This is a genomic window from Stenotrophomonas sp. GD03777 (assembly GCF_029842485.1).
Taxonomy (GTDB): Bacteria; Pseudomonadota; Gammaproteobacteria; order Xanthomonadales; family Xanthomonadaceae; genus Stenotrophomonas; species Stenotrophomonas sepilia.
This window is the reverse complement of the sequence record NZ_JAOCGL010000012.1, coordinates 1-23,556: the sequence shown is the minus strand read 5'-3', so window position 1 is coordinate 23,556 and position 23,556 is coordinate 1. Positions and strand designations below refer to the sequence as shown.

Genomic DNA, 23,556 nt, shown 5'->3' with positions numbered 1-23,556 from the left:
GCGTCAGGCACCCAGCGCCGTCTTGACCGACGCGGTGGGCATCGCCGAGCTGGTGTCACCGGCCAGGATGGTCGACCGGCTGCCGAAGCGCAGGCGCTGCCGCTGGCGCTCGCGGTCGCGCTCGTTCACGGCGGCATCGTCGATCGACTCGGGCGCCACTTCGGGCGCTGCGGCCACCGGCTTCACCTTGGGGGCGGAGTTGCACATGGACATTCCTTCAGGACAACGGGTTGTAGGGCTCGCCGGCCTGCCGGTCGGCGTGGTCGCGGTGCTCCATCGGCGACCCATCGGGGAAGCGCGGCCGGGGCATCACGGGGTATGCGAACGACAGCACCAGGGCGTCGGCCCGGTTGGGGCTCGGCAGGCCGCGGCGCTTCATGTCCTTCTTCGATTCCATCTGCAGCTTGCCGTCGAGGCGCGGCACAGTTTCCGGTGCCTGCAGCTCGTCGCGCAGCTGCGGGTCTTCAGGGATGGCGCCGCCTTCCTTCAGCCAGTCGCGGCAGGCTTTCCACATCTCGGCGCGCTTGTTGAGGCAGCCTTGGTCGCCGGACTCGCCCGAGAACCACACCAGGCGCCAATCGCGGCCCATGGTTCGGCCTGCGGACACGATGCCGGTGCCGAACCCGCCATCGACGAACACAGCGTCGGCCTGATGCTCGTCCTCCAGCTGGGCGAGGATCGCCGCCACCGCCATGTCGTTGTCGTTCTTGGCCAGCGTGCGCAGCTGCCGATAGGCCAGGCCCTGACGCAGGCCGATCACCAGCTCGTCGTCGCCTTCCCACGCCGGGTCCAGCGTGAGAATCTTCGGCGCCCAGCTGTACTGCTCCGGCCGCAGGTGTCGCCCGTAGGCTGCAGCCACATCCGCCTCGGCGATGAACTGGCGGGCTGACATCGAGGGGAACAGGCCGCGGATACGGACCTTCACCACGTCGCTGTCCTCGCCGTAGTCGCGCACCATGCGCTCGGCCTCGACCAGGTTCACTCCCTCAACGGTGCGGCTGTCGATCTGCTCGGTGTCCCAACTGGCCTTGAACCGGCGGAAGCACTCGCGGAACCGGCCGGTGTTGCGGGTGGTGTTGCCGAACGCGGCCCAGATGATCTCGGTGCCCTGGTCGGTCAGCGCACCCTCGGCCACTTCCCACACCTTGTCGGCGATGGCCGAAGCCTCGTCGAACACCAGCAGGATGCGCCGCCCCTCGTTGTGCAGGCCTGCGAACGCCTCGGTGTTGTTCTGCGACCACGGCACCGCGTCGATGCGCCAGGTCTTGTCGTGGCCCGGGGCGTTGCTGATCAGCGCCGTGGCGGTCAGCGTGGCCCAGTCCTTGGTGAGGCTGATCTCATGCCACTTCGACAGTTCCGCCCAGGTCTTCGTGCGCAGCTGGATGTCGGTGTTGGCTGTGACGACGCCGCGCGTGTCTTCGAACGTGTCGAAGGCCCACTTGATCAGCATCGCCACCAGCGCGGATTTGCCGATGCCGTGGCCCGAGCCGACGGCCTGGCGAATCACCTCGCCAGCATCAGCGGCCCCGGCCTGCAGCCTGTTGCCGATCTTCTCCAGCCGCCGGCGCTGCCAGGCGCGCAGCTTCTTGCCATCCAGCGGGCCGCCCTTGACGCCCCATGGGAAGTTGAACAGCACATAGCCCAGCGGGTCGTGCTGGAACGAGCCGATCGCCTCGACCAGCTGCTGCTCAGGACTCGCGGCCAGCTGCGCGCTCACGGGCGGCCCTCAGTTGGTCGGCCAGGTTGTCCTGCACGCCATGGTCCAGGGCAACGCGCTCGCCGTACTTCTTGGGCTGCAGCTTTCCGGCGTACCACTTCCGGACGTCGACCCTCAGCCTGGAGCGTTCGACCATGTCGCCGGTCTGGCGCTCCAGCACCTTGCCCTTGCCGTCCTTCTTCAGCCGCTCGCCCAGCACCGCCTTGTCGGCGATGTCCAGGATCTCTTCGGCCAGCGTGTCCGCCTGCAGCTCGCGTGCACGCGCGTATTGGTTTCGAAACGCCTCGTTCTCAGCCAACCAACGAATGACCGTGGAACGGCTCGGCATCTTCGCCGTGGAACAAATCGTGCGCAGGCTCTTGCCATCCACCAGAAGGTCGCAGATCGCGTCGGCCAGCTGCTGGCTGTACTTGCTGGGCCGTGCCATTACTGCTCCCTGTCCGCCCGGATCACGGCTTGGCAGGCGCGGACGTGGTCATCGGCGTCTCGCCCGATTTGAACAAGAGCGCCCGCGATCTCTGCTCGTAGTTGGGCTGCCTGGTCACGTTCGATGGTGCCGGCGACGGCTTGGGACAGGCGAGCGGTATTGCAGGTGGCGAGGTCGTCGCGCAGCTGGAGGCTGCCATCACGCACGCCAGCAACAACAGCAGCAGGGACGGCCGCGGCCGCAGTGCGGTCTTCTTCATGCTTCGCTCCAATGGCGGCCAGCGTCTCGGCCTGGGCGTGCTCGGTGGCACGGGTCTGGTTGACCTGGGTGGCGACTGCCTCGGCGCTGGCGGCGCGCTGGTCGGCTTCCCTGGTCTCTGCCCGGTCGCCGCGCCAGACCCACCCCGCACCGAACATGGCTGCGGACCACAGGGTGAAGGCGGCGACTGCGATGGCGATGCGGTTCATTGCGTAGGCTCCGGGGGAATCACCGCGCCAACTCGGCGCATTGCGTCTTCCAGGGACATGACGCGCAGGCGCAGGCGGTGCGATTCCTCCTGCGCTGCCATGCGCAGCCGGATCTCGTCGGCCAGCTGATTGCTGGTGGCCACCTGGGATGCCTCCAGCGACTTGACCCGCTCCACCAGGCCATTGAGCAAGTCGACGTTGGCGTCGGTCTCGGTGCGCTCCTTGCGCCGGGACAGGATCGAGCCCCAGGTCTCGCGGACCAACCACAGCGCCACCGCGCCGCCAGCCAGCCACCACGGTGCGGTGTCCTCCGCCATCAGCCTGCCGCCTGCATGGCCGCGGCGTAGCACTTCGGCCAGCGGTCGATGTGAGGCTTCCCAGGTCGCCAGGCGTCCAGGTACTGCTTCCACCCCATCGACACGTTCCCCAGCTCGGGCAAGCGCTGCGGTAGCGTGAAGAGCAGCAGCCTGGCGAAGCCCGCAGCCAGGATGTCGTCCAGTTCAAGCTGCAAGTACACCGAAGCCTGATTGGCGCTGACACCTTGGGCTTTGCACAGTGCGGCAGCAGCCACGCGGGTCGACGGGTGGTTCAGCACCCCCCGAACGCCACCGCCTTCTTCGAACTGCCACAGGCCACGGGCTGGGCCCTTCACCTGCCGGCGGTGGGCAAGGCCTGACTCCTGCCCGGCAATGGCCAGCATCAGCACGCGAGCCTCGGGCGAGTCGTAGCGAGCGGCACCCAACAGGGCGAGCGCCGGCACGACCACGTGCTGCAGGCACTGCGCTGGGGTCATTGGCATCAGCAGCTGTGACATGGGTGGATCTCCGGCGATAGGTGCCCGTCACCGCAGCCCGGCAGGCTCGGCGAATTGGTCCGGTGAGGGTGGACGGGCGTGGATGGTTGCGGGGGCCGGATTCGAACCGGCGAATCTCCGGGTTATGAGCCCGGCAGCCTGGACCTCTGGCCTACGCCCGCAGAAACGAAAACGGCCCGCCGGTGAGGGCGAGCCGCTGGAATGGGTTGAAAAGAAAAAGCCCCCGGGTTTGCCGGAGGCTCTTATCTGATCGTGCCTGAAACGGTACGCTTGAGGTGCACACCTGTCAATAACTGGATCATGGACGAGAAATTCAAGCGCCGCTTTGGCAAGCCGCTGGCAGTGGAGAAAGGCGCCTTGCGTGGCGTGCAGACGATCAAGAATTGCGCTGAACTGGCCACGCTGGCGGGCCTTTTCATGTTCATTGCGAACACTTACGACTCGAAGCCGGCGTTCTGGGTTTCCCTGGCGTTGGTTGGGAGCCTCGCGACATTCATCACCATCCACGTAAACAACCTATTCCTCCGCATCGCAAGGCCAGGGACAAAGGGATATGTCCCCCTCTTCATTCTGTCTGTGGCCCTTGGCTTCACCTCCACCGTCCTCATCGAGGTCAAAGTCATGGTCCCGGTACTCTTAGCCATCGAGAAGCAGATCGCGGCTACGCCGCCCGGCCAGCAGCTTCCAGTCTTCCCCGCACACGCTGAAATCCCAGCTCAGCCATCAGCAGGTACTGCCGCACCGAAACCGGTCGCCGTCCCATCAGCTGAAGCAACTGCCGCGCCTGCTCCCACCGTTCCTCTTTCCGTCGCCCCGAACCGCAGTAGTAGCCCCGAAGCACGCAAGCCAGACTGACGTCGGTCCGCGCGATGTCGCTAACGATGTCCTCGATCGCCTGGGCGCGCGGGTCGGTCTCCATGGGCTTGTAGCCCTGCGTTCGACCTGGCATTTCGTGGTGTTCCATCAGCACCGCCAGCAGGTTCTTGGACTGGTGTCCGAGGTATTCGCAGTCCCGGTGCAGGGCAAACTCGCGCCCCCAGTGCTCCAGTTCACCGCGCACGTAGGCTCCGAAATAATCAGTCTGCATCGCGCATCCCCTTTAGCACGTTCTCGTCGAATCGGAACACCGGCAGCAGGCCGTCGGTGTCGCAGCTGCCCTGTCGGTCCGGCCGGCGCTGGCAGTGCGCCGGGCTGCTGCCGCGCTCGCGCATGGTGCAGACGGAGCACACGCCATGCCGGCGCAGGTAGGCGTTGTAGCGCTTCCGCGTGCGGGCCTCGGCGTTGGTCACGCTGCGGCCTCCCCGAACAGGGACGGCGCGGCGGCGAGATGCTCGATGACCAGCTCGACGCGTGCGCCCTTGGCATCCGGCTCCATGCGTTCGAGCAGGATGCGGCGGTGCTTCTTGTCGTCAACCCAGGCCACGCCGTTGAGGGCATCGGACAGCACCTTCTCGCAGTTGCCCAGGTCGATGCACTGCACCGTGTCGTCCCAGGTGTGCGGATCCTTGCGCGCGCGCTTCGCCCAGTCCTGCGGCAGGTTCGGGTACAGGCGGATGGTCAGCGCAATCCGGCCAGCATGCGGCTGGCCAATCCCTGCAGCCTTGGCCAGCCAGGCAACCTCGGCCTTGTAGGCCTTCGCCTCCTTGGTCGGAACCATGACGGCATGCCCCTTGATGGTCACAGCACGCCAGTAACGGTTCGAGCTGATCGGATACGGGAGGGTGAGGTGGATCATCGTGCGGCCTCCTTCAGCTGCAGCCGGGAAAGGGTGACGTTCAGGGCGGCCAGCTCGTCCATCTTCATGACGAGCCACATGCGCTTCTGCCCGTGGATGCCGTTGAAACTGCCCTGATGGCAGTCCTCGCACAGGGCCACGGTCGTGAAGTGCTGGCCCTGATTGATGTGGTGGGCGTCGCTCGGCCCTGGCCGGCTGCAGACGCTGCAGGGAAGCAGCTTCACCGCGTCCACGTGCCGCTTCTCGGCGGGCGTGAATGCTCTGGCGTTCTTGGTTCTCATGGGCAGCACCGCCCGAGCTTGCCGGCGGCCGGGCCACCAGCGATCATCTTTGGCGACCCAAAGGGAAGCTCGGGACAATGGATCAAGCAGCGTGGGCTACATGGATTCAGGTGGTCGCGGCCGTCGTCGGCATCGTTCTTGCGCTCTACATCCCAGTCCGGATGAAGCGTCTTGAAGACTTCGAGCGGGTGCGAGCAGTCGCCGCGCGTGTTGAGGGTCTGAAAAGGCTGCGCGATGCCTTCCAGCTGGCGATGACCCCGGACACTCAGATTCCGGAACCGCCGATGACGGAATTCGGCTCGCTGCATCGAGGGTGCACAGCCCTCATCGAGGACCCACTGACTGAAGCGGATTTCCTCCCCGTCATAGGTCGGATTTTGGATGTCTCCAAGGAAATGGCCAAGCACTGGGAGCGGCGGCGATACGGCCCGGTTACCCGCATCAGCGAAGTTGCATACATCAACGACGTGTGCGCGCGTTTCGACGCTGAACAGATCAGCTCTGAGGCGATAGTTTCCAAATGGCGAAGGAAACACTGGCTCGCGCTGGCCTTTCATTGAGCGCGTATCCATCACGCCACCCTCCTGTTCTGCCCGGCCATGTTCCAGAACTCGGCGCGCACGTCGTCGAGCATCACGTGGGTGTAGTGGTTGCCGATGTACTCGGTCAGGCCGTCGAACAGCTCCTGGAACCGGGCCTGTTCCATCTCGTCGAATGACAGGCTCTCGGCGCGCTTGACCGGGATGGTGCGAATCTCCGGCAGCACGCCGGCCAGCACCTTGCGGGCGCCTGCACCCAGCATCGCCTCGCAGGCGTCCAGCACCGCCGCGATGACCGGGGTGGCGTCCATCTCCACTGTCTCGCAGCACACGTCGGCGTCCAGCTGCAGGCGCTTCACCGCATCGTGCGCGCCCAGCTGCTCCCAGCCTTCGACGTTGTCGACCATCAGGTGGCCGATCTTGTGAATGAGACGGTGCTGCCATTCCTCGCGCGGCTGCTTCAGCTCGCCGCGGATCTGCCGCCCCACCCGGAACTTCCTGTCGCGCAGCAGGCGCTGGTCGACCTCATGGGCAGGCACCAGAGCGCCCACCAGCTCACCGGTGTTCGGGTCGATCAGCTTGGCCACCACCAGGTAGATCGGCCGGCGTGCGCGCTTGGCGCGGATCTTCTTCGCTGCCTCGGTCAGGGTCATGCGACCTCCCCCAGCTCGTCGGCTGCACTGCGGTTGACGTAGGACGTCGACCCGCCGTGCCAGGTCACCGGAACCACTCCGATGTTGCCGTGCCGGTTCTTCACCACGTTGATTTCTGCCGCGGTGCGCTCGGCCTGCGGGTTGGACAGGTCGCGCCACAGCATCATGATCTGGTCGGCTTCCTTCTCGATCTCCGAGCTGTCGGCCAGATGCTTCATCTGCGGCCGCTCTCCATCGGCCTCGCGGTTCACCTGGGCCAGCGCCACCACCGGGATCCGCAGGTCGCGCGCGAGGTTTTTCAGGCTACGGGTGATGCTGCCCACCTGCTGGTGTTTCGGCGCGCGCGACATCGATGCGATCTCGATGCGCTGCAGGTAGTCCACGTAGAGCGCGCGGATGCCCAGCTGGTGCTTCCACCGGCGGGCCTCGCGCACCACCTCGGTGATGTCCGGCGATGGCCGGTCGTGGATGCGCACCGGCAACGCCCCGTACTGCTCGGCGGCGTGCAGCAGCGAGCCGACGTCGTCGTGGCGGAACTTGCCAGCGCGCAGGCGACCGACGTTGACACCCGACCCAGCGGCCAGCCAGCGCAGGCCCACCTGGTCGGCAGGCTGCTCGCCAGAGATCAGGCCCACCGCCCCACCCTTCGCGCCGGCGGCAGTGGCGCCAAGCAGGAAGCCCGTCTTACCCATCGCCGGCCGCGCACCGACGATGATCAGGTCGCTGTCGTGGAAGCCGCCCAGCGCCTCGTCCAGATCGAAGATGCCGGTGGAAACGCCGATCAGCTTCCCGCCGTTGCGTTGCGCTTCCATGGCCTGAGCCACGGCGGCATCGAGCGCCGACTGCGAGGTGTGTTCGTAGCTCCGGTCTGCGGTGTGCAGGGTCATCAGCCGCTGGATCGCGGCGTCGACCGCGTCCTCCTGCCGCGCCCGCGCGCCTTCCTGCAGCTCCCGCGCGATCGCCAGGGCCTCACGGTCACGCCAAGCTGCCAACAAGATCGAGGACTGATAGGCCGGCTGGCTGCTGGGGTACAGGTCGCGGTCGGCACCGATCAGCAGCGCCAACTCGCTCAGGCGCGCGCTACCCATCCGGTCCGCCACGTCGGAGATCGTCACCGCGTCGACGGGCTTGCCGCCGGAGTCCATGCTGCGGATCAGCTCCCACAGTTGGCCGTGTGCCTCGTTGCCGAAGTGGCACGACTGCAGCGGCATGTCGGCGATGCTGGACGGGCGGCACATGGCGGTGTGCAGCACTTGGCGCTCGACCTGGTGAATGGCGGAGCGGTGGTTGTCTTCGAGGGTCGTCATGCGCTGAGCCTCGGCAGTGCGCCCTTCTGCGGAGCCGAAGTCGAACCCGGCCTGGTCGGCGCTTGGTTCTGCGCGCGGCTCAGCCAGGAATTCACGAACCGCATCGCGCCGCTGCGGGTCTTCCGGTTCTTCGGATTCGCGATCGTCCAGGCCTTCATCGCCCGCAGCTGCTGCAGCACGTCGATGGCCGGATAGAGGTCGGCGAACTCGCGGACCTGAGCCTCGGTGATGTCGAAGTCCTTCCCGTCGTTCAGCAGGAAGCTGACGGCGACTGGCGAAGCAGGCTCCGGTGGCAGCAGGTCAGCGGCCGGAGCCGGCTCGGCCGGCGCAGCGCAAGTGGTTTGGTTTGGGTTCTCTCTGGGTTGGGTTGGGTTGGGTTCTGTTTGGGTAACCGTTGGGGGAACCGTTTCAGAAACCGTTTCTGCAACGGTTTGGAGAACGGTTCGGTAGTCGTTACCCAAGTGCTTGACGTACTTCAGGATTGAGCCGGCCACACGGGCCTTTGCCTCCCCCTTCGGAAGCGCCTCGAACTCCGCCATACGCGCCGCTGCCACGTTGCCGTTGGCGACCTTGTTCCAGCGCAGGAATCCGGGCAGAAAAACAACCCCTTCGAAACGGTATGCGAAACCGTTTCGAGACAGTTCGGCAAACCCTTCCGAGACCCTTTCCAGAGACCACCCGAGGTCGGCCATCACGTAGCCATCCGGGCAGCGGTAGCAGCCCAGCCCGTTCGAGTGGGGGCCGGTCATCAGGTAGGCGGCCAGCAGCTTGCCGGCGTCGGTCCACTCCTGGGCATCCTGGCTCTGCCAGAACGCGCACTGGATCTGTCCATACTCACGCATGGCCGGCCCCCTTCAGCAACTGCAGGCAGCCAGCGATGAACCACAGGGACCGCACGGCCAGCATGGCCCTCTCGGTAGCGTTCATGGCCACTTCGCTCCCAGGCTCTTGGCCAGCGGCTCCATCAGCGCGGCCAGCTTCGAGAACTGGGCCAGCGCCTCGGCGTGCTGCGCTTCGGGGGAGATCAGGTAGCGCTCGATCAGGTAGTGGATCGGCGTGACATCCTTCGTCTCGGCGATGTAGCGCTCCAAGTCGTCGATCGACAGGCCGCGCGGCTTGCCACCGCTGTCGCAGCCGGCCAGCTTCTCGCTCAGCTTCGAAGGGGCCATGTCGAGCCGACCGGCGATCGCCGTCACACCCGCGCCGGCGTACACCTGGGCCGCGATGTGCTCACGCAACGACCTGTTGCGCGCGATGCCGTCATCGTAGGTAATTGTTAGGCTTTTCATGCAGTTATCCCGTGGGTGGGAATGCGGGGGAAGACGTTTTCCCCCGCGTTCCCCTGGCTGGTTCTGAAAATGGCCGCATCCCCAATCGGAGTGCAGCCTGGTGGCAAAAACGAATCAGCTGGCCGGAGCCAACGTCCTGACGCTCATGCGGATGGGTGGGAAGTGGTTCGTGCTGAAGCGGGTCGGCGAGCGGGTCGACGTGCGGCCGGTCGGCCAGGTTGCGAAGAGGCGGCGGAGGAAGGTTCCGGGGGTAGTGATCCCCTTCCCTGTCGCCTCGGGTGGTGTCCGTTGATGCGTCCCGCAGCCTGTGTACGGTCGGCCTGCAGCACCCACCGAACCCACACAGGAGTTACCAATGCGAGAACCCCAATCGACCCGCGCCGTAGAGCGTGCCCAGCGGGAACGCCACGAGCTGCAGCAGCAGCTGGCCGAGATCGAACAGATGTTCGCCGGCGCCCCCACCCAGCCAGAGCTACTGGAGGAACTTCGCCGGGTTGCCAAGAACGGATCGCCGGCCGAAGCGAGGCAACTGCTCGCAACAGTGCAGCGCGTGCTTGTGCCCCTGCAGTAGCGCGGCCGGCGTCCATCTCAGGCGGCGGCCTCGGCTTCCGGGGTCTGCCAGAGATCGGGGCGGAGGGAGTGGCGCTTCACCTCTCCCCCCGTCGCCTTCTCGATCTCCACGACCCTTTCGGCCGGGATCGTCGCGCCCTTCTCCCACTGGGAGACGAGGCCCTGCGTAGCCGGTGAGCCCGATGCGGTCAGCAGATCGGCGAACGCCGACTGCGACAGCCCCTTTTCTTTGCGGTAGGTGGCGATGTCCATGGGCGGCATTATTAGCGCCCCTGATGTGAAAGATCAATAGCGCCCCTCATGGCTTCCTGAACCCGCTCCAATTAGCGTTCCTGATATGGAAAACAGTCGTAAGTCGAAGCCCACCCCGGCGGATGTCGCCGCTGCCGCGAAGCTCAAACTGGAGTGGCAGGCGCGTGCACGGTCCCTGGGGTTGACCCAGGACCAGGTCGCTGACGAACTGGGCATCACACAGGGAGCCGTGAGCCAATACCTCAACGGCAAAATCCCGATGAACTATCGGACGCTGCTGGTGTTCTGCCGCTTGCTGGGTATCAGCGACACCGATGTGCGTCGCGACTTACCAGAGCAGCAGCTCCTCGGCCCCCCGACGGATAGCGGCGACTGGGCGGACATTAAAGGCTATGCCCAGGCGATGGGCCTTGGTGGCGGCCCAGAAGCTCAGGAGTACGCAGAAACGCACCGACTGAAGTTCCGCGCCGAGTCGCTGGCGAGGAAGCGGCTGCGCCCGGACGCACTGGCTGTAATGTACGGCCGCGGCGACAGCATGGAACCGCGCATCCACAGCGGTGATGCCGTTCTTTTCGACACGACAGATACCCGCCCACGCGACGGTCATCTGTACGTGATCATGGTTGACGGAGGCGGCGCGGCCAAGGAATACCAAGTGAAGCGCTGCGAAGTGATCGATGACCTGGTGTTCTTCAAGGCCGACAATCCGCGAGGCGACCACAACTGGCGTAAGCCGAAGCGCATGGACAGCCCCCGTCACCCAATCCAGGTGATCGGCCGCGTGCGATGGATCGGGAGCTGGGAAGAATGAGCATGCCGCGTGAACGACAGGCCGGTACCGAAGGGTTGGACACGTCGCCGACCGCTGGAGACCTTGAAGCGTTACTGCCCGATGTTCGAGCAAGCGGAAATCGTACGCTCGAGTTCGTGCTGCTGACGCACATTATGGTCAACCACCTCATGCAGGCGGCGCCGCACTACCGGCGCTCGCTGGACGTGCTTTACGACGACATCGAAGAACTGCTCGCGGATGGCCCAGTAAGCGCACCCGCATCCGAAGTCGCTGCCGTCCGCTTGCTGACCGACAGGCTGGCCAATGCTGTCGAGGATTTGGACGCGTGTCTGGCTGAGGCGCGGAACATTGCGGCCAAGCTCCACCCGGATCAGGTCCGCTAACCTGCGTAGGGCTGAAGAGAAATATAAGCGCCCCTATTGACACGTAAGATTAGCGCCCCTAATCTCACACCCGTCGGCCCCACCGGGCCATATGACGGGGTCACCCATGGCAGTCCGCACCGCAAACGACCTGGCCCGCGCTGCCCAGCGCAGCCATGACCGCCGCGCACCGGCCGAACCGAACGACGAGGCCTTCCAGTTCGCCTGCGACCACGTGGCGGCGGAACTGGAGCGCGAGGGCGACGTCGCCCCGCTGGTCGAGAAGCTGAGCCAGGCTCGGCACGTGATGACCCACCTCCTGACGCAGGAGGTTCCGGCCCACCTGTTGCCCCACTTCCGCGAGCTGGCCGACCTGGTCCGCGACATGTCCCGCCGCGTGGACGCCTCGATGAAGGATTTCGAGGCCGGGCACCTGGAGGACGCCGCATGACCGCCGCCGAACGCGAGCATCGGCACCACGTGGTGGCCACTGTCGTCGCCAATGCCCTTGCGTTCTGCCTGGGCGTGCTGGCCGCCTTGCTGGCGCAGGCGGTGCTGTCGTGAGCGCCGGGCTGCTGGCCGTCGGCGTGGATGCCGCCCTCGACAACTGTGCGCACTACCTGCGCGAGGAACGGGGCTTGGCCGACGCCGCCGCACAGATCGACGCCGTGCGCATGGCCTTTGCCAACGTCCGCGCCGCTGCCCGTGCCTACCGCGATTCCAGCGACTTGGTCGACGTGATCGTCACCGGTGATCGCTTGGACGCCGCTCTGGCGGCCTGCGAACCCACCGACACCGATCACAACCGCGAGGCCGTGGACGGCCTGTGCGTGGAGGAATCCGATGATGCGCGCTGACCGTTACGGCGTCTTCTCCGTCTGTCCCGTCACCCGCACCGAGCAGCTGGTGACCGTTCACCGGTGGGCTTGGATGGCCACGCTGTGGGCTGCACAGCTCGACCACGTGGGCGTGCTGTTCGTGCACCTGGTGCGGCCGGTGCGCGTCCCTGTCCGTCGGCGTCGCCTGCTCGCGCGCATTGGCTGCCGCAACGCAGCCGAATTCCTCGCCTTCCTGGGCTGCATCGCCATCGTCCTCGGCCTTGGCTGGGCGATGTGCTGGCCGCTGGCCTGGTCCTGACTTCCCGCCGGCGCGGCCGGCTCCTACGAGAGGCACCACCGATGTTCCAACTCGATCAACACGATGCGGTGTTCTCGCATCTGAACCTGCGGAAGGAAAAGCACGGCGACGAAGACGCGGCCGCTGCTGACCTGAAGTTCTCGCTGAACGCTCCGAACACGATCCTCAACACCATCGACCCGGCCATCCTGCCGGCGTTCTGGAAGAAGGCCGACAAGGGCCAGCAGCAGAACCTGCCGATGGAAGGCAGCACCGACCTGGTAGCGCTGAACCTGCCGCTGCTGGGCGAGCAGGACATCACCGGCAAGTTCGAAGGCTACGAGCTTTCGATCGGCTCCCTGATGGACCACATCGAGCCGGTGTTCTTCGCCGACGCCAAGGTGAAAAAAATCACCTGGAAGCCTCTCGAAGGCGGCAGCGTGGCCATGGGCTTCACCGTCTCGGTGCTGCTGGACGAGGACGAAGACGCCGAGCTGATCTCCGCCTGGCGCCGCGGTGAGGTGCGTCTGACCCTCACGCCGCCGAGCGCCGCCCCGCAGCAGGCCGACCTGGCCGCGTAACGAACTCCCCCGCCCGCCCCCTGCGGGTGCCTGCGCCGGCCAGGCCTTCCACAAAGCCGGCACCTCATTTCATGTCGAAAAAAAGGAATTGCCATGTCCGAAGCCCTGATCCCGCTCGAATCTGTAAACGCCGTCGAGGTCTTCACCGGCGGCGGGCTGGACGACCTACTGGCCCGCATCCGCGCCGAGGCAGTGACCTTGGTGCCGAACGTCAAGACCGTGGCCGGGCGCAAGGAAATCGCCTCGATCGCCTACAAGGTGTCGCGCTCCAAGACCGCCATCGATGACGCCGGCAAGGCGCTGGTGGCCGACCTGAAGAAGCAGACCGGCGACATCGACTCGGCCCGCAAGAAGGCACGCGACACCTTGGACGCGCTGCGCGACGAAGTGCGCAAGCCGCTCACCGACTGGGAGGAAGAACAGGCCCGCATCGAGCGCGAACGCGTAGAGGCTGAGGAACGCGCCCGTGCTGAGGCCGAAGCAGCACGCCTGGCCGAGATCTCCCGGAAGGAAGAAGAGATCCGCGCGCGCGAGGAAGCCGTGCGCGCTGCTGAAGAAGCCGAGCGCCAGCGCGCTGCCGCAGAGCAGGCCGAGCGTGAGCGCGTCGAGCGCGAGGCCCGCCTGCAGGCTGAGGCCGCAGAGAACGCGAAGCGCGAGGCAGCTGCTGCCGTGGAGCGAGCCGAACGTGAGGCCCGCGAAGCCACCGAGCGCGCAGCCCGTGAGGCAGCCGAAGCCGAGCAGCGTGCCAAGGATGCCGCCGAGAAGGCCGAGCGCGAAAAGGCCGAGGCCGTCGCTGCCGCTGAGCGCCGCGCCCAGGAAGAAGCCAACCGGGCCGAGCGCGAGCGTCAGGCCAAGGCCGATGCGCAGCGCCGGGAGGATGAGGCACGCGCCGCCGACGTCGAACACCGCCGTTCGATCAACCGCGCCGCCATGGCCGCACTGATCGCACAGGGCATCAGCGAAGACGATGCCGCCACCGTCATTACCGCCATCGTGCAGGGCAAGGTCCCGGCCGTGGCCATCCGCTACTGAGGCACCCCATGAACCAGATGACCACCCGCGCCGCTGCCGGCGCCCTGATGACCAGCGAGCAGGCCGAAGCCATCCGCGGCGCGTTGAAGTCGAGCCTGTACCCGGGCGCCAGTGATGCGTCCATCGACATGGTGCTGAGCTACTGCCAGGCGGCCGGGCTCGACCCGATGACCAAGCCGGTGCACATCGTGCCCATGAAGGTGAAGATCGGCGAGAACCCCGACGGCACCCCCGTCAACGGCATGCGCGACGTGGTTATGCCCGGCATCGGCCTTTACCGCATCAACGCCTCCCGCACGGGTCAGTACGCCGGCTGCAGTGAACCCGAGTTCGGACCAACCTGCACCATGGAGTCGGTGCGCGACGTGTGGTCGGATGGCCCCAATGGCCGCAGGCAGAAGACGCAGAAAGCTATTCAGCTGCACTACCCGGAATGGTGTCGCGTAACGGTCCGCAAGCTGCTCGGCAACCAGGTGGTGGAGTTCTCCGCCAAGGAATACTGGCTGGAGAACTACGCTTCCAAGAGCGATGGCAGCCCGAACGCCATGTGGGAAAAGCGCGCCTTCGGGCAGCTGGCGAAGTGCGCAGAGGCCCAGGCGCTGCGCAAGGCGTTCCCGGAAGCGGTCGGCTCCCAGCCCACCGCCGAGGAAATGGAAGGCAAGGACATCATCGATGCCGAATCCGTGCGCGCTGATCGCCGCCCCTCCACCGCTGGCGCCAACATCCGCCAGCAGCAGGCCGAGCCGCAAGACACCCCGGAGCGTCAGGCGCTGTACGCCAGCCTGAAGGATTTCGCCGACTGCGGAATGGAGGAATACGAGGGCGCCTGGGGCCGCCTGACCAAGGAGCAGCGACAGCTGATCGGCAGCGCGGGCCACGAAACGCTGAAGGGCATCGCCGAACGCGCCAGCGCCACCGTAGTCGAAGAAGGCGACCAGCAGCCGGCAGCCGATGAAGAGGTGCCGCTGTGATCGTCATCGGGTGCGACCAGGGCAGCGAGGCGTGGCACCGCGCCCGCGCCGGCATCATCACGGCCAGCATGTTCGCCACCGCGCGCTCGCGCGTGGGCGAGCTGACCGGCCAGCAGCGCACCTACGTGGACGCGGTGCTGTCCGGCCTGGCCGAGAAGACCGCGATGGAGCGCGCCGGATACAAGGCCGTGCCGCGCTCGGCAATCATCGAAAAGGCCATCGCCGGCGAGCCCATCGGCGATTTCAGCGAGGCGTCGAAGAACTACGCCTTCCGGCTGGCCATCGAGCGAATCAGCGGCGAGCCGCTGGACGAAGGCTTCGAGACGTTCGCCATGCGCCGTGGCCATGAGCTGGAGCCCGAAGCCCGCGCCGAGCATGAGGTGCAGTCCGGCCTGCTGGTGAAGCGCGCTGGGTTCGTGTTGAGCGACTGCGGCGACTACGGCTGCTCAGCCGACGGGTTCATCGGCGAGGACGGGGGCAGCGAGTACAAGTGCTTCATCAACCCGGAGAAGTTGCGCGCCTTCCACATCGACAACGATGCGAGCGAGGTGTTCGAGCAGGCCCAGGGCTGCATGTGGCTGACCGGCCGGCAGTGGTGGCACATCGGTCTGTACTGCCCGGCGCTGGCCGCTGTGGGCAAGCAGCTGTGGTGGCGCCGCTTCGACCGCGACGAGGCGTTCATCGCCAAGCTGCGCACCGACCTGGAACCGTTCCGGCAGATGGTGGTCGGGTTCGAGCAGAGCCTGCGCGCTGTTGATCACCAGCAGGTGGCGGCATGAGGGGCCTCAACTACGACTATCCCCACGTCGGCACGAAGCGCGGCGGCAACAACCGCGCCCGCCAGTTCGACCACGTGATCGACGGGAAGCGCGTCACGACCATGGAAGTGGCTGAAGCGCTGGGCCTGTCCAAGAAGATGGCCGCCGCAAGGCTGAAGCGTGGCCCGTTCCCGCTCACCTGGGAAGGCCTGCGCGGAGATCCGCCGGCATGAAGACCTGCACGAAGTGCGCGGCCCGGCTGCCGCTGCGGTTCTTCCCCCTGATCAACGGCAAGGCCACCGCCGCATGCGCGCCCTGCCGGAACACCGAGCGCCGCCTGCACGACCCGCTGCGCCCCCTGCGCCGCGATCCGCTGCAGGTCCGCCTCAACAACCTCACCAACCTGTGGCACGGGCCAGTGCGCCGCGTGCCGCTTCGGAGCCACGCATGAAGATCCAGCAGATTGCCCCGTGCAACAAGGTGACCAGCTGTAAGACGGACCCCAAGTATTACGCGCCGTCGACCAGCTACGGCAGCGCCTGCCCGACCCGTACAGCTGCCATTGCCCTGCAGAAGTTGGAACAGGCCTACGCGGAGGACAAGGCAACCCATGAAGCGAACCTACCCGCGATGGCGGCCAACCAGGAAATCATCGAACGGGTAACAGCGCTGATGGCCGAGATCGGAATGCCGTCGCGCTTCAGCGAACGCGATTTGCGCTCACGATCCCGTTACCCGAAGTCGATCACGCATGACGCCGGCTACCTGACCGACCTGCGCCGGGAGGTGAAGACGAGCGACGGGTGGGACCATGCGCAAGCAACCTACGAGCGTTTGCTGGCCGACTACCGCCGGTTCGAAGCGGAAGCGGCGAAGCAGAAGGAGCAGGCTGATCGCCACAAGGAAAGGGAGCACAACCGGCTGATCGAGCAGCGCAAGGCGGATATGGCTCTGGCCGCGATGCTGCTCAGGTACGAGCTCCCCATCGATGCGTCATGGGAGGACGTCCTGGAAGCCTTGCGCGGCCGTGATAAGCGCCTCGACTTGGCCGTGGCGATGCGACAGACGCGCGGCGATTGGAGCGAAGGCCCCTACCGTGTGCGCCATGCGCTCGACCGGTTCTCCGTCGAAACCGACGAGGACAAGGCCATTGCCAACGACGTGCTGGATTGCCTGCGTGACTTCGACGACGGCCGCGTGTTCCGCGATACGACCTGGAACTACGACGTTCTGTTCGCAAGCATGGCCGACCAGCAGCTGTCGGCGGATGTGCAGACCGCCCTGGACAACGCACGGGACACCTACTGATGACCCACCACCGCTACGACCGCCGGCTGCCGAAGCGCACCGAGGGCTTCGCCTGGGGCCGGTCCATCGACAAGGTGCTGGGCGGCCACGTCCTCACCTACCGCCTGTTCCGCCGCGACCTGGCCGGAAAGCTGCACATCGAGACGCGGACGTTCCAGCTCAACGACCACCGCCGGCACATCGCGCTGCAGCTGCTGATCGCACGCCGCCAGCTGCGCGAACGCGTCGAAGCCATCGGCTATGCCCTGATCGAGGCCGAACAGGCCTCCCAACTGCAGGAGGTTGCATGAACGATATCGACCAGACCGCGCTGGAAATCGCGCGAGCATTCATCCCGGTGGACGTGGTTGGCCAGCAGCGCGCCAACCTGCAGGTGGCCATCATCGAGGCCATCAAGAAGCACGCGAACCCGAAGACCCTGGCGGACGTGCGGCCCGGTGGGATGGTGAGGCTGGGGGATCAGGCCGAGCGGGCGCGGTTCGAGGCGTGGGCCGAAGGCGCAAGCCTCAACATCGCACGATTCAACGATGGCGGATATTGCGACGAACGCACGGTTTCAGCATGGCTGGCATGGCTCTCCGCCCAGCCCTCCCCGGGTGGTCAGGGGGATGCGCTTGACCTCGTAATGGGCGAATGCGAGCAGTGGTTCGATGTGACCGACGTGGACCTGACGGCTGCCGCTGAAAGCATCATTGCAGCCCTCGCCGCCCGCCAGCCGGTGGGGGACCATCTTGCGCAAGACCGCAAAATGGTCAGCCAGCCGGTGGGGGTGCCGGCGGCGTGGATGCACACTCACAAAGCTACAGGCCGGGTTGAATTCGGCTTATCGCCCATGTACGACTGCGACTTCAACGCAGTGCAATGGGATTCGGTGGCGCTCTACGCAGCCCCCGCGCAGGCCGTGGACCTGGGGGCGGTTCGCGAGGCCCTGCAGGCCGCTGAGGGGCTGGCGACCGTCTGCGCGTCAGTTGATGGCTATTCCCGGGAGGAAGTGGCCGCCAGTGGCCGCGCGATGAAGCAGCAGTTTGCCGACGCACTTGCCAAGGTCGACAGCCAGGCGGTGGGCAAATGAGCGGATCCCCAGCCCCGTGCTGCGCAAGGCCCTCATGGAGAGATCTCAGCCAAGGCATCGGGGAAAGGCGCAACTGGTACTGCCCGAGCTGCAAGGCACATCACTACGACGGCAGACTGTGGAGCGCGGAGGAATGGTCTCGCTGGATCGAGTCAGCTGCAGATGACCAGCCTGCTGCCTGTCGCCGATGCTCCAATGCCGAGGCCACCGGAGATCACTACGACGGATTCTGGTGCGGCGTGGCGCAGCCCAATCGCACGCGGAGACTTGTTCTTGGCCATCAGCAGTGCACCGCCTATGTTCGCGGAGGACAGACCAATGGCTGACCAGCTGCTCACCGCTGCAATGGTCCACGTGTTCGCCCTGGCCGGGTTTGCGGCCGGCATCGCCACCCTGTGGGCGATCAGCCGCGCATGCCGCGCCGCGCGCGCAGGGCTGCGCTGGTGCTGGCGGAGGTGCGCTCATGGCTGAGGCAATGACGCTGGTGGCCCACGGTGCAAAGGCGCGGCAAAACTTCGACGCTGACCCGCCGCGCTGCATGACCTGCGTGTACTTCCGCCGTGAGCCGCACACCTTGCACGAGCTGCGACAGGTGAAGAACCGCCGCGGCAAGGTCAAGACGATCAAAGTCCCGATGCGCAAGGACGCGCTGCTGAATCCGATCGTCGACCGATGCAGCTTCGGGAACTTCCTGACCAAGCCGCACAGCGTCTGTGATGAATGGCGCAGCCGAACCGGGGAGGTAATCGACAGTGAATGACCAGCTCTTCCCCCGCGAACCACGCCGCATGAAGCAGCCGGCCAAGGACGTGCTGCGCGAGCAGCTGGTGGTCGCGGCCGATGAAGTGATCCGCCTGCGCGCAGAGGTCCTGCGGCTGCGCGGCCAGATTTACCAGGCCACCGAGCAGCTGTGCGCTGCGCTGGCCACGAACTGAAGGAGGACAACATGGCCGACAGCCCCTACCTGTCCCGTGACGATATCAAGGCGCTTTGCCGCACGCCGCGGCGGAAGGGCCAGGCCGAGTTTCTGCGCAACAACGGGATCCGGCACTATCTGGACGCCCACGGGTGGCCAGTGGTGCTGTGGTCCGCGATCGAGGGCAAGCCGGAGCCGAAGACGCCGCCGGCGACCGATTGGAAACCGAACAAGGCCGCATGATGGGAAGGAAGCCGACAAAGCCGGGGGCGATCCCCCGGTTCCGCAAGCGCAAGCAGAAATCCGGCGTAGTGCACTACTACTACGACCACGGCGGCAAGCCGCGCAAGGAAACTCCGCTGGGTAGCGATTACGGCCTGGCCATCCAGAAGTGGGCGGAGTTCGAACGGGCGTCGACGATCCCCGCAGGCGCGAAGCTGACGTTCCGCCAGGCCGCAGAGCGCTATCAGGTCGAGGTCATCCCCACCAAGGCCGAGGGCACCCGCAAGGCGAATAAGCGCGAACTGGACAAGCTGATCGAGTTCTTCGACGACCCACCGGGACCGCTCGATGCCATCCGGCCGACGCACGTGTTCAATTACCTGCAGTGGCGCCGCGATGCGCCGGTGAGCGCGAACCGCGAGAAATCGCTGCTGTCGCACCTCTGGAACTGGTGCCGAAAGAAGGGCTACACCGACCTGCCAAACCCATGCGCGGGCGTGAACCGCAACCGGGAGGACGGCCGCGACGTGTACGTGGAGGACGACGTGCTGCAGCGGGTGTACGACGCTGCCGACCAGGTACTGAAGGACGCGATGGACCTGGCCTACCTGACCGGCCAGCGGCCAGCGGACGTGCGCGAGCTGGACCGCCGCAACATCAAGGACGGAGTGCTGGTGCTGCGCCAGAGCAAGACGAAGATGCAGATGCGCATCGCCATTACCGGCGAGCTGAAGGTGTTGATCGACCGCCTGCTGTCGCGGAAGCGACCGGACGATGCGCCGATCAGCACGCGCCTGTTGCTGGGCGAGGACTGGCTGCCGATCGGCAAGGATGCGCTGCGCTACCGCTTCGATCGAGCGCGCGAGCGTGCCGGCATCCCGAAGGACCAGTTCCAGTTCAGGGATCTGCGAGCCAAGGCCGGCACCGATAAGGCCGATTCGGCTGGCGATATTCGGAAGGCACAGCAGCAGCTCGGCCACCAGTCAGTGACCACCACAGAGATTTATGTGCGTAAGCGCCGCGGTGCTTTGACCAGCCCGACGAAGTGAATTGCGGAGCGGTCGATATTTTGCGGAGCGAGGGGGAAGGGCTGAAACCCTTGGTGCATATGGTGGGCCGTGAAGGATTCGAACCTTCGACCAAAAGATTAAAAGTCTTCTGCTCTACCGACTGAGCTAACGGCCCATTGCACTGCCCCAGCCTTTCGGCGGGGTGGGCATTCTACCCTACTTTGGCGGGCCGGGTGAAACCCCAGCGTGTCGAGGTTGCCGGCCAGCGGCCGGCACTACCCGATCTGGCGAACCCGCTTAAACCTTCCGGGCCTCACGCGCATCCAAGCTGTGAGTCCCGCCCGGAGCCACGGATGCGCCTGCCCCTCTGCCTCGTTGCCGCCCTGCTGCTGCCCTGTACGGCACTGGCCACCCCATCCCAGGTCGTCACTGACGACATCGCCCGCTTCTGGGCCACCTATGATGCGGTGCGCGCCGAGCCTGATGCCGAACGCCGGGTGGCGCTGGTCCAGCAACGCTACATCGATCCGGGCAGCCCCGGCCTGCATGCGCTGATGCAGGTGCGCAACTACACCGCCCGCGAATACGCCGAGGCCATGCAGGCCTGGCCGCGCTTCTGGACCTCAGTACGACCGCTCACCGCCAACGCGCAGCAGGCCAGTGCCACGCTGGAGCGCGATCTTGTCGCCTTCCGTGCGCTCTACCCTGCCCTGCGCCCGGCCACCATCACCTATGCGGTGGGCGTGCTGCGCACCGGTGGCACCACGCTGGATGACAAGGTACTGATCGGCGCGGAGATGGCGCTGGGCGATGAGCGCGTGGACGTGAGCGAGCTGCCGGCGAAGATGCGCGACCGCCTGCGGATCTTCTACGACAGCCGGCCGGGTGCGAACAACGCGCAGAACAACCTGCACGAATACGTGCATACCCAGCAGCGCGAGACCACCGGCAGCCTGGCCCAGTACGCGGTACGCGAAGGCGTGGCCGAATACGTGGCAGAGCGCATCAGCGGGCGCCGCCCGGCGTTGCCGCTGTACACCTATGGGCCAGCGCACGAAGCGGAAATCCGCGCGCGCTTCCGCACGGAGATGCACGGGGACAACCTGGACAATTGGCTGTACAACAGCGCGCGCAATCCATTCGGGGTGAGTGACCTGGGCTACTACGCCGGCTACCGCATTGCGCAGGAGTACATGCGCCGGCAGACCGACGAGAGGACTGCTGTCGCGCGGATGATCGAGTTGGACTATGCCGATCCGGCTGCGGTGCGGGCCTTCATCGAGGCATCGGGATGGTTGCAGGCCAGGTAGATCAAGGAGTGCGGACAAGCGCTTGGCACCCACCGAGGGAGTGATTGCCCCACCGGTGAAGCCGGCCAGCGGCCGGCTCTACCGGAAGCGGTCAGGCGTACAGCGTCGGGTCGGCGACGCCGGCCTCGGCAAAGCCCTGCGCGCGCAGGCGGCAGGCATCGCAATGACCGCAGGCGGCGCCGTTGGCGTCGGCGTTGTAGCAGGACACCGTCAGGCCGAAGTCCACGCCCAGGCGCACGCCTTCGCTGACGATCTGGCCCTTGCTGAGGAACTGCAGCGGCGCGTGCACCTTGATGCCCGCGCCCTCCACACCCGACTTGGTGGCGAGGTTGGCCAGCGCCTGGAACGCGGCCACGAACTCGGGGCGGCAGTCCGGGTAGCCGGAGTAGTCGACGGCGTTGACGCCGCAGAAGATGTCGTTGGCGCCGAGCACTTCGGCCCAGCCCAGGGCCAGCGACAGCATGATGGTATTGCGCGCCGGCACGTAGGTGACCGGAATGCCGGCACCGCCCGCCTCCGGTACGTCGATGTCATCGGTCAGCGCCGAGCCACCGATGCTGCGCAGGTCCACGTCCACGGTCTTGTGCGCGACCACGCCCTGGGCCTTGGCCACGCGGGCGGCGGCATCCAGTTCGGAGGTATGGCGCTGGCCGTAGCGCACGCTCAGGGCATGCACGGCAAAGCCCTGTTCCTGGGCCATGGCGATGACGGCGGCTGAATCCATGCCGCCGGAGAGAAGCACGACTGCCTTCTTCATGGAAAATCTTCCGGTTGGGAGGGGAAAGCCAGCACGCTGTCCCGCGCCGGAGCTACATCAGGGAACGCTGCGCCGGCTCATCGGCCCGGCTCGTCGTTCCACAGGATTTTATGCAACTGCATCTGGAAGCGCACCGGCAGCCGGTCTTCGACGATCCAGTCGGCCAACTGCCGCGCGCTGATCTCGCCCTTGCTCGGCGAGAAGAACACGGTGCAACGCTTCACCAGGCCGTGCTCGGCGACCATGGCCTTGGCCCAGTCGTAGTCCTCGCGGTTGCAGATGACGAACTTGATCTGGTCGCGGACGGTCAGCAGCGGCAGGTTTTCCAGGCGATTGCGGACGGCTTCGGCCGAGCCCGGCGTCTTGATGTCGACCACGCGCGACACGCGCGGGTCCACTGCACTGACATCCAGCGCGCCGGAGGTTTCCAGCGAGACATCCATGCCCGCATCGCACAGCTTCTGCAGCAGCACCAGGCAGCGCTTCTGCGCCAGCGGCTCGCCGCCGGTCACGCAGACGTGGCGGACGCCCTGGGCCAGCACCTCGGCCACGATGTCGTCGATGTCCCACCAGGTGCCGCCGTGGAAGGCATAGGCGGTGTCGCAGTACTGGCAGCGCAGCGGGCAGCCGGTCAGGCGCACGAACACGGTCGGCCAGCCGGCGGTATCGGCTTCGCCCTGCAGCGAGGTGAAGATCTCGGTGATCTTCAGGCGCGGCAGCGGCGACTGCACGATGTCGCTGGGGGTGGCGACGGCGTTGGACGGGGTAACGGCGGTCATGGCGGAAAGTTCTTCATGGGACGGGCAGCCGATTCACGGCGCCGGAAACGAAAGCAGCCGAGCATGGGCTCGGCTCTACAGGAGGCTGCCGGGCATCAGCCCAGCGCCACGGTGCGTATTGTACGCCCGGTCAGCGGATCTGCTTGCCCAGGCGGATGGACTGCAGACGGTCCTGCGCGGTGCGCGCGGCGTCCGAGCCGGGGTACTGCGCCACGACGGTCTCCAGCGTCTGCTGGGCCTGGTCGACCTTTCCCTCGCCGTACTGCGACAGGCCGATCTTGAGCAGGCCGCCCGCGGCCTTGTCGTGGGTCGGATAGCGCGAGAGCAGCTCTCGGAACTGGGCCTCGGCCATCGGGAAATTGCGGGTGGCGTAGTAGCTCTCGCCCAGCCAGTACAGCGCGTTCGGCGCGTAGACGCCGTTCGGGTACAACTCCAGGAAGCTCAGGAACAGCTGCGCCGAATCGTCGTACCTGCCGGCCTTCAACGCATCGAAGGCAACGTTGTAGGAGGTGCGCTCG

The 23,556-nt window shown here is 66.2% G+C and carries 40 protein-coding genes and 2 tRNA genes; 23 read left to right on the top strand and 19 right to left on the bottom strand.

All coding sequences use genetic code 11. The annotated features are described in order from the left end of the window. Positions 1-3: 3 nt before the first annotated feature. From N5E02_RS04980 to N5E02_RS04950, 7 genes are all read right to left on the bottom strand, one after another. Entirely contained in the window at positions 4-207 is a 204-nt protein-coding gene (locus tag N5E02_RS04980) for a hypothetical protein (protein ID WP_049446572.1), read from the bottom strand. Between the two features lie 10 nt (positions 208-217). After that, the gene (locus N5E02_RS04975) at positions 218-1,717 is read right to left on the bottom strand and encodes a terminase (RefSeq protein WP_279945966.1); all 1,500 of its coding nucleotides are present in this window, start codon (positions 1,715-1,717) and stop codon (positions 218-220) included. Next, positions 1,689-2,144, bottom strand: coding sequence for a terminase small subunit protein (locus N5E02_RS04970; protein WP_279945965.1), 456 nt, complete (start codon positions 2,142-2,144; stop codon positions 1,689-1,691). The genes N5E02_RS04975 and N5E02_RS04970 overlap by 29 nt, the downstream gene beginning before the upstream one ends. Further along, on the bottom strand, positions 2,144-2,611 hold the full coding sequence (locus tag N5E02_RS04965) for a hypothetical protein (protein WP_279945963.1): 468 nt from the start codon (positions 2,609-2,611) through the stop codon (positions 2,144-2,146). The genes N5E02_RS04970 and N5E02_RS04965 overlap by 1 nt, the downstream gene beginning before the upstream one ends. After that, entirely contained in the window at positions 2,608-2,928 is a 321-nt protein-coding gene (locus N5E02_RS04960; protein ID WP_279945961.1) for a hypothetical protein, read from the bottom strand. The genes N5E02_RS04965 and N5E02_RS04960 overlap by 4 nt, the downstream gene beginning before the upstream one ends. Beyond that, the gene (locus N5E02_RS04955; RefSeq protein ID WP_279945959.1) at positions 2,928-3,425 is read right to left on the bottom strand and encodes a hypothetical protein; all 498 of its coding nucleotides are present in this window, start codon (positions 3,423-3,425) and stop codon (positions 2,928-2,930) included. Before N5E02_RS04955 ends, N5E02_RS04960 begins: the two co-directional genes overlap by 1 nt. 83 nt (positions 3,426-3,508) lie before the next feature. Then, positions 3,509-3,587: transfer RNA gene (locus N5E02_RS04950), tRNA-Met, on the bottom strand. A gap of 138 nt (positions 3,588-3,725) precedes the next feature. Here N5E02_RS04950 and N5E02_RS04945 point away from each other — a divergent pair. Further along, positions 3,726-4,280: a hypothetical protein gene (locus N5E02_RS04945; RefSeq protein WP_279945958.1), complete on the top strand. Its 555-nt coding sequence runs from the start codon at positions 3,726-3,728 to the stop codon at positions 4,278-4,280. 221 nt (positions 4,281-4,501) lie between these two features. On the opposite strand, the gene N5E02_RS04940 is transcribed toward N5E02_RS04945, so the two are convergent. The 3 genes from N5E02_RS04940 to N5E02_RS04930 are packed head-to-tail and all read right to left on the bottom strand — an operon-like array spanning position 4,502 to position 5,393. Continuing rightward, entirely contained in the window at positions 4,502-4,714 is a 213-nt protein-coding gene (locus N5E02_RS04940; RefSeq protein WP_279945956.1) for a hypothetical protein, read from the bottom strand. Then, a complete protein-coding gene (locus N5E02_RS04935) occupies positions 4,711-5,160 on the bottom strand; it encodes a RusA family crossover junction endodeoxyribonuclease (protein WP_279945955.1) in 450 nt (149 codons plus the stop codon). Before N5E02_RS04935 ends, N5E02_RS04940 begins: the two co-directional genes overlap by 4 nt. Further along, on the bottom strand, positions 5,157-5,393 hold the full coding sequence (locus tag N5E02_RS04930; RefSeq protein ID WP_279945953.1) for a hypothetical protein: 237 nt from the start codon (positions 5,391-5,393) through the stop codon (positions 5,157-5,159). The genes N5E02_RS04935 and N5E02_RS04930 overlap by 4 nt, the downstream gene beginning before the upstream one ends. Before the next feature lie 125 nt (positions 5,394-5,518). On the opposite strand from N5E02_RS04930, the gene N5E02_RS04925 reads away from it, so the two are divergent. After that, the gene (locus tag N5E02_RS04925; RefSeq protein ID WP_279945952.1) at positions 5,519-6,001 is read left to right on the top strand and encodes a hypothetical protein; all 483 of its coding nucleotides are present in this window, start codon (positions 5,519-5,521) and stop codon (positions 5,999-6,001) included. An 11-nt stretch (positions 6,002-6,012) separates the two neighbouring features. Here N5E02_RS04925 and N5E02_RS04920 read toward each other — a convergent pair whose 3' ends face one another. From N5E02_RS04920 to N5E02_RS04905, 4 genes are all read right to left on the bottom strand, one after another. Continuing rightward, on the bottom strand, positions 6,013-6,633 hold the full coding sequence (locus N5E02_RS04920; RefSeq protein WP_279945951.1) for a hypothetical protein: 621 nt from the start codon (positions 6,631-6,633) through the stop codon (positions 6,013-6,015). Further along, positions 6,630-7,940 (bottom strand): DnaB-like helicase C-terminal domain-containing protein, encoded by a 1,311-nt coding sequence (locus N5E02_RS04915; protein WP_279945949.1) that lies wholly within the window; start codon positions 7,938-7,940, stop codon positions 6,630-6,632. Before N5E02_RS04915 ends, N5E02_RS04920 begins: the two co-directional genes overlap by 4 nt. Continuing rightward, positions 7,937-8,782 carry a hypothetical protein gene (locus N5E02_RS04910; protein ID WP_279945947.1) on the bottom strand — a complete coding sequence of 282 codons (846 nt, stop codon included), beginning with the start codon at positions 8,780-8,782 and terminating at the stop codon, positions 7,937-7,939. The genes N5E02_RS04915 and N5E02_RS04910 overlap by 4 nt, the downstream gene beginning before the upstream one ends. Positions 8,783-8,863: 81 nt before the next feature. Beyond that, positions 8,864-9,229: a hypothetical protein gene (locus tag N5E02_RS04905; RefSeq protein WP_054172918.1), complete on the bottom strand. Its 366-nt coding sequence runs from the start codon at positions 9,227-9,229 to the stop codon at positions 8,864-8,866. Between the two features lie 355 nt (positions 9,230-9,584). Here N5E02_RS04905 and N5E02_RS04900 point away from each other — a divergent pair, with 355 nt between their 5' ends. Continuing rightward, positions 9,585-9,800, top strand: a complete 216-nt coding sequence (locus N5E02_RS04900; protein WP_279945946.1) for a hypothetical protein — start codon at positions 9,585-9,587, stop codon at positions 9,798-9,800. 17 nt (positions 9,801-9,817) lie between these two features. Here the strand turns inward: N5E02_RS04900 and N5E02_RS04895 are convergent, their stop codons facing one another. Beyond that, positions 9,818-10,051, bottom strand: a complete 234-nt coding sequence (locus tag N5E02_RS04895; protein ID WP_088611191.1) for a YdaS family helix-turn-helix protein — start codon at positions 10,049-10,051, stop codon at positions 9,818-9,820. 85 nt (positions 10,052-10,136) lie between these two features. On the opposite strand from N5E02_RS04895, the gene N5E02_RS04890 reads away from it, so the two are divergent. The 19 genes from N5E02_RS04890 (at position 10,137) to N5E02_RS04800 (ending at position 20,231) form a co-directional block, all read left to right on the top strand. Continuing rightward, positions 10,137-10,862, top strand: a complete 726-nt coding sequence (locus N5E02_RS04890) for an XRE family transcriptional regulator (RefSeq protein WP_279945944.1) — start codon at positions 10,137-10,139, stop codon at positions 10,860-10,862. Then, positions 10,859-11,227 carry a hypothetical protein gene (locus N5E02_RS04885; RefSeq protein WP_279945943.1) on the top strand — a complete coding sequence of 123 codons (369 nt, stop codon included), beginning with the start codon at positions 10,859-10,861 and terminating at the stop codon, positions 11,225-11,227. Before N5E02_RS04890 ends, N5E02_RS04885 begins: the two co-directional genes overlap by 4 nt. Before the next feature lie 106 nt (positions 11,228-11,333). Beyond that, positions 11,334-11,657 carry a hypothetical protein gene (locus N5E02_RS04880; RefSeq protein ID WP_279945941.1) on the top strand — a complete coding sequence of 108 codons (324 nt, stop codon included), beginning with the start codon at positions 11,334-11,336 and terminating at the stop codon, positions 11,655-11,657. 109 nt (positions 11,658-11,766) lie between these two features. Further along, positions 11,767-12,063 (top strand): hypothetical protein, encoded by a 297-nt coding sequence (locus N5E02_RS04875; RefSeq protein ID WP_279945939.1) that lies wholly within the window; start codon positions 11,767-11,769, stop codon positions 12,061-12,063. Further along, positions 12,050-12,343, top strand: a complete 294-nt coding sequence (locus N5E02_RS04870; RefSeq protein ID WP_279945937.1) for a hypothetical protein — start codon at positions 12,050-12,052, stop codon at positions 12,341-12,343. The genes N5E02_RS04875 and N5E02_RS04870 overlap by 14 nt, the downstream gene beginning before the upstream one ends. Positions 12,344-12,384: 41 nt before the next feature. Further along, positions 12,385-12,903: a hypothetical protein gene (locus N5E02_RS04865; protein WP_049438753.1), complete on the top strand. Its 519-nt coding sequence runs from the start codon at positions 12,385-12,387 to the stop codon at positions 12,901-12,903. 93 nt (positions 12,904-12,996) lie between these two features. Then, complete coding sequence (locus N5E02_RS04860) at positions 12,997-13,935, top strand: hypothetical protein (RefSeq protein WP_279945935.1); 939 nt, start codon at positions 12,997-12,999, stop codon at positions 13,933-13,935. Positions 13,936-13,943: 8 nt separating this feature from the next. Further along, the gene (bet, locus tag N5E02_RS04855; protein ID WP_279945934.1) at positions 13,944-14,906 is read left to right on the top strand and encodes a phage recombination protein Bet; all 963 of its coding nucleotides are present in this window, start codon (positions 13,944-13,946) and stop codon (positions 14,904-14,906) included. Next, positions 14,903-15,685 (top strand): lambda exonuclease family protein, encoded by a 783-nt coding sequence (locus tag N5E02_RS04850; RefSeq protein WP_279945933.1) that lies wholly within the window; start codon positions 14,903-14,905, stop codon positions 15,683-15,685. The genes bet and N5E02_RS04850 overlap by 4 nt, the downstream gene beginning before the upstream one ends. Continuing rightward, the gene (locus N5E02_RS04845) at positions 15,682-15,897 is read left to right on the top strand and encodes a hypothetical protein (protein ID WP_197596396.1); all 216 of its coding nucleotides are present in this window, start codon (positions 15,682-15,684) and stop codon (positions 15,895-15,897) included. The genes N5E02_RS04850 and N5E02_RS04845 overlap by 4 nt, the downstream gene beginning before the upstream one ends. Next, positions 15,894-16,115: a hypothetical protein gene (locus N5E02_RS04840; RefSeq protein ID WP_032962321.1), complete on the top strand. Its 222-nt coding sequence runs from the start codon at positions 15,894-15,896 to the stop codon at positions 16,113-16,115. The genes N5E02_RS04845 and N5E02_RS04840 overlap by 4 nt, the downstream gene beginning before the upstream one ends. After that, positions 16,112-16,972, top strand: a complete 861-nt coding sequence (locus N5E02_RS04835; RefSeq protein WP_279945932.1) for a hypothetical protein — start codon at positions 16,112-16,114, stop codon at positions 16,970-16,972. The genes N5E02_RS04840 and N5E02_RS04835 overlap by 4 nt, the downstream gene beginning before the upstream one ends. After that, on the top strand, positions 16,972-17,262 hold the full coding sequence (locus N5E02_RS04830) for a hypothetical protein (protein WP_165710893.1): 291 nt from the start codon (positions 16,972-16,974) through the stop codon (positions 17,260-17,262). The genes N5E02_RS04835 and N5E02_RS04830 overlap by 1 nt, the downstream gene beginning before the upstream one ends. Continuing rightward, positions 17,259-18,044: a hypothetical protein gene (locus N5E02_RS04825; RefSeq protein ID WP_279945931.1), complete on the top strand. Its 786-nt coding sequence runs from the start codon at positions 17,259-17,261 to the stop codon at positions 18,042-18,044. Before N5E02_RS04830 ends, N5E02_RS04825 begins: the two co-directional genes overlap by 4 nt. A 318-nt stretch (positions 18,045-18,362) precedes the next feature. Then, positions 18,363-18,515 (top strand): hypothetical protein, encoded by a 153-nt coding sequence (locus N5E02_RS04820; protein ID WP_167796789.1) that lies wholly within the window; start codon positions 18,363-18,365, stop codon positions 18,513-18,515. Continuing rightward, positions 18,508-18,804: a hypothetical protein gene (locus N5E02_RS04815; RefSeq protein WP_279945930.1), complete on the top strand. Its 297-nt coding sequence runs from the start codon at positions 18,508-18,510 to the stop codon at positions 18,802-18,804. Before N5E02_RS04820 ends, N5E02_RS04815 begins: the two co-directional genes overlap by 8 nt. After that, entirely contained in the window at positions 18,797-18,979 is a 183-nt protein-coding gene (locus N5E02_RS04810) for a hypothetical protein (RefSeq protein WP_279945928.1), read from the top strand. The genes N5E02_RS04815 and N5E02_RS04810 overlap by 8 nt, the downstream gene beginning before the upstream one ends. A gap of 11 nt (positions 18,980-18,990) precedes the next feature. Continuing rightward, positions 18,991-19,203, top strand: a complete 213-nt coding sequence (locus tag N5E02_RS04805) for a DUF4224 domain-containing protein (RefSeq protein WP_087786648.1) — start codon at positions 18,991-18,993, stop codon at positions 19,201-19,203. Next, positions 19,203-20,231: a tyrosine-type recombinase/integrase gene (locus tag N5E02_RS04800; protein ID WP_088497143.1), complete on the top strand. Its 1,029-nt coding sequence runs from the start codon at positions 19,203-19,205 to the stop codon at positions 20,229-20,231. The genes N5E02_RS04805 and N5E02_RS04800 overlap by 1 nt, the downstream gene beginning before the upstream one ends. Before the next feature lie 60 nt (positions 20,232-20,291). On the opposite strand, the gene N5E02_RS04795 is transcribed toward N5E02_RS04800, so the two are convergent. Further along, positions 20,292-20,367: transfer RNA gene (locus N5E02_RS04795), tRNA-Lys, on the bottom strand. Between the two features lie 178 nt (positions 20,368-20,545). Between N5E02_RS04795 and N5E02_RS04790 the strand changes: the two genes are divergently transcribed. Further along, on the top strand, positions 20,546-21,502 hold the full coding sequence (locus N5E02_RS04790) for a DUF2268 domain-containing putative Zn-dependent protease (protein WP_065185404.1): 957 nt from the start codon (positions 20,546-20,548) through the stop codon (positions 21,500-21,502). Positions 21,503-21,593: 91 nt separating this feature from the next. Here the strand turns inward: N5E02_RS04790 and queC are convergent, their stop codons facing one another. The 3 genes from queC to ybgF form a co-directional block, all read right to left on the bottom strand. Continuing rightward, positions 21,594-22,259 carry a 7-cyano-7-deazaguanine synthase QueC gene (gene queC / locus N5E02_RS04785; protein ID WP_014038216.1) on the bottom strand — a complete coding sequence of 222 codons (666 nt, stop codon included), beginning with the start codon at positions 22,257-22,259 and terminating at the stop codon, positions 21,594-21,596. A gap of 77 nt (positions 22,260-22,336) precedes the next feature. Continuing rightward, on the bottom strand, positions 22,337-23,038 hold the full coding sequence (gene queE / locus N5E02_RS04780) for a 7-carboxy-7-deazaguanine synthase QueE (protein WP_065178898.1): 702 nt from the start codon (positions 23,036-23,038) through the stop codon (positions 22,337-22,339). A gap of 130 nt (positions 23,039-23,168) precedes the next feature. Beyond that, on the bottom strand, positions 23,169-23,556 hold a 388-nt coding region (gene ybgF, locus N5E02_RS04775), incomplete at its 5' end, for a tol-pal system protein YbgF (RefSeq protein ID WP_279945927.1).

Coding starts and splice junctions, on each gene's coding strand:
- N5E02_RS04980 (WP_049446572.1), bottom strand. CDS start 207: ATGTGCAACTCCGCCCCCAAGGTGAAGCCGGTGGCCGCAGCGCCCGAA.
- N5E02_RS04970 (WP_279945965.1), bottom strand. CDS start 2,144: ATGGCACGGCCCAGCAAGTACAGCCAGCAGCTGGCCGACGCGATCTGC.
- N5E02_RS04965 (WP_279945963.1), bottom strand. CDS start 2,611: ATGAACCGCATCGCCATCGCAGTCGCCGCCTTCACCCTGTGGTCCGCA.
- N5E02_RS04960 (WP_279945961.1), bottom strand. CDS start 2,928: ATGGCGGAGGACACCGCACCGTGGTGGCTGGCTGGCGGCGCGGTGGCG.
- N5E02_RS04955 (WP_279945959.1), bottom strand. CDS start 3,425: ATGTCACAGCTGCTGATGCCAATGACCCCAGCGCAGTGCCTGCAGCAC.
- N5E02_RS04945 (WP_279945958.1), top strand. CDS start 3,726: ATGGACGAGAAATTCAAGCGCCGCTTTGGCAAGCCGCTGGCAGTGGAG.
- N5E02_RS04935 (WP_279945955.1), bottom strand. CDS start 5,160: ATGATCCACCTCACCCTCCCGTATCCGATCAGCTCGAACCGTTACTGG.
- N5E02_RS04925 (WP_279945952.1), top strand. CDS start 5,519: ATGGATCAAGCAGCGTGGGCTACATGGATTCAGGTGGTCGCGGCCGTC.
- N5E02_RS04920 (WP_279945951.1), bottom strand. CDS start 6,633: ATGACCCTGACCGAGGCAGCGAAGAAGATCCGCGCCAAGCGCGCACGC.
- N5E02_RS04915 (WP_279945949.1), bottom strand. CDS start 7,940: ATGACGACCCTCGAAGACAACCACCGCTCCGCCATTCACCAGGTCGAG.
- N5E02_RS04910 (WP_279945947.1), bottom strand. CDS start 8,782: ATGCGTGAGTATGGACAGATCCAGTGCGCGTTCTGGCAGAGCCAGGAT.
- N5E02_RS04905 (WP_054172918.1), bottom strand. CDS start 9,229: ATGAAAAGCCTAACAATTACCTACGATGACGGCATCGCGCGCAACAGG.
- N5E02_RS04900 (WP_279945946.1), top strand. CDS start 9,585: ATGCGAGAACCCCAATCGACCCGCGCCGTAGAGCGTGCCCAGCGGGAA.
- N5E02_RS04895 (WP_088611191.1), bottom strand. CDS start 10,051: ATGGACATCGCCACCTACCGCAAAGAAAAGGGGCTGTCGCAGTCGGCG.
- N5E02_RS04890 (WP_279945944.1), top strand. CDS start 10,137: ATGGAAAACAGTCGTAAGTCGAAGCCCACCCCGGCGGATGTCGCCGCT.
- N5E02_RS04885 (WP_279945943.1), top strand. CDS start 10,859: ATGAGCATGCCGCGTGAACGACAGGCCGGTACCGAAGGGTTGGACACG.
- N5E02_RS04880 (WP_279945941.1), top strand. CDS start 11,334: ATGGCAGTCCGCACCGCAAACGACCTGGCCCGCGCTGCCCAGCGCAGC.
- N5E02_RS04870 (WP_279945937.1), top strand. CDS start 12,050: ATGATGCGCGCTGACCGTTACGGCGTCTTCTCCGTCTGTCCCGTCACC.
- N5E02_RS04865 (WP_049438753.1), top strand. CDS start 12,385: ATGTTCCAACTCGATCAACACGATGCGGTGTTCTCGCATCTGAACCTG.
- N5E02_RS04860 (WP_279945935.1), top strand. CDS start 12,997: ATGTCCGAAGCCCTGATCCCGCTCGAATCTGTAAACGCCGTCGAGGTC.
- bet (WP_279945934.1), top strand. CDS start 13,944: ATGAACCAGATGACCACCCGCGCCGCTGCCGGCGCCCTGATGACCAGC.
- N5E02_RS04845 (WP_197596396.1), top strand. CDS start 15,682: ATGAGGGGCCTCAACTACGACTATCCCCACGTCGGCACGAAGCGCGGC.
- N5E02_RS04840 (WP_032962321.1), top strand. CDS start 15,894: ATGAAGACCTGCACGAAGTGCGCGGCCCGGCTGCCGCTGCGGTTCTTC.
- N5E02_RS04835 (WP_279945932.1), top strand. CDS start 16,112: ATGAAGATCCAGCAGATTGCCCCGTGCAACAAGGTGACCAGCTGTAAG.
- N5E02_RS04830 (WP_165710893.1), top strand. CDS start 16,972: ATGACCCACCACCGCTACGACCGCCGGCTGCCGAAGCGCACCGAGGGC.
- N5E02_RS04825 (WP_279945931.1), top strand. CDS start 17,259: ATGAACGATATCGACCAGACCGCGCTGGAAATCGCGCGAGCATTCATC.
- N5E02_RS04820 (WP_167796789.1), top strand. CDS start 18,363: ATGGCTGACCAGCTGCTCACCGCTGCAATGGTCCACGTGTTCGCCCTG.
- N5E02_RS04815 (WP_279945930.1), top strand. CDS start 18,508: ATGGCTGAGGCAATGACGCTGGTGGCCCACGGTGCAAAGGCGCGGCAA.
- N5E02_RS04805 (WP_087786648.1), top strand. CDS start 18,991: ATGGCCGACAGCCCCTACCTGTCCCGTGACGATATCAAGGCGCTTTGC.
- N5E02_RS04800 (WP_088497143.1), top strand. CDS start 19,203: ATGGGAAGGAAGCCGACAAAGCCGGGGGCGATCCCCCGGTTCCGCAAG.
- N5E02_RS04790 (WP_065185404.1), top strand. CDS start 20,546: ATGCGCCTGCCCCTCTGCCTCGTTGCCGCCCTGCTGCTGCCCTGTACG.
- queC (WP_014038216.1), bottom strand. CDS start 22,259: ATGAAGAAGGCAGTCGTGCTTCTCTCCGGCGGCATGGATTCAGCCGCC.
- queE (WP_065178898.1), bottom strand. CDS start 23,038: ATGACCGCCGTTACCCCGTCCAACGCCGTCGCCACCCCCAGCGACATC.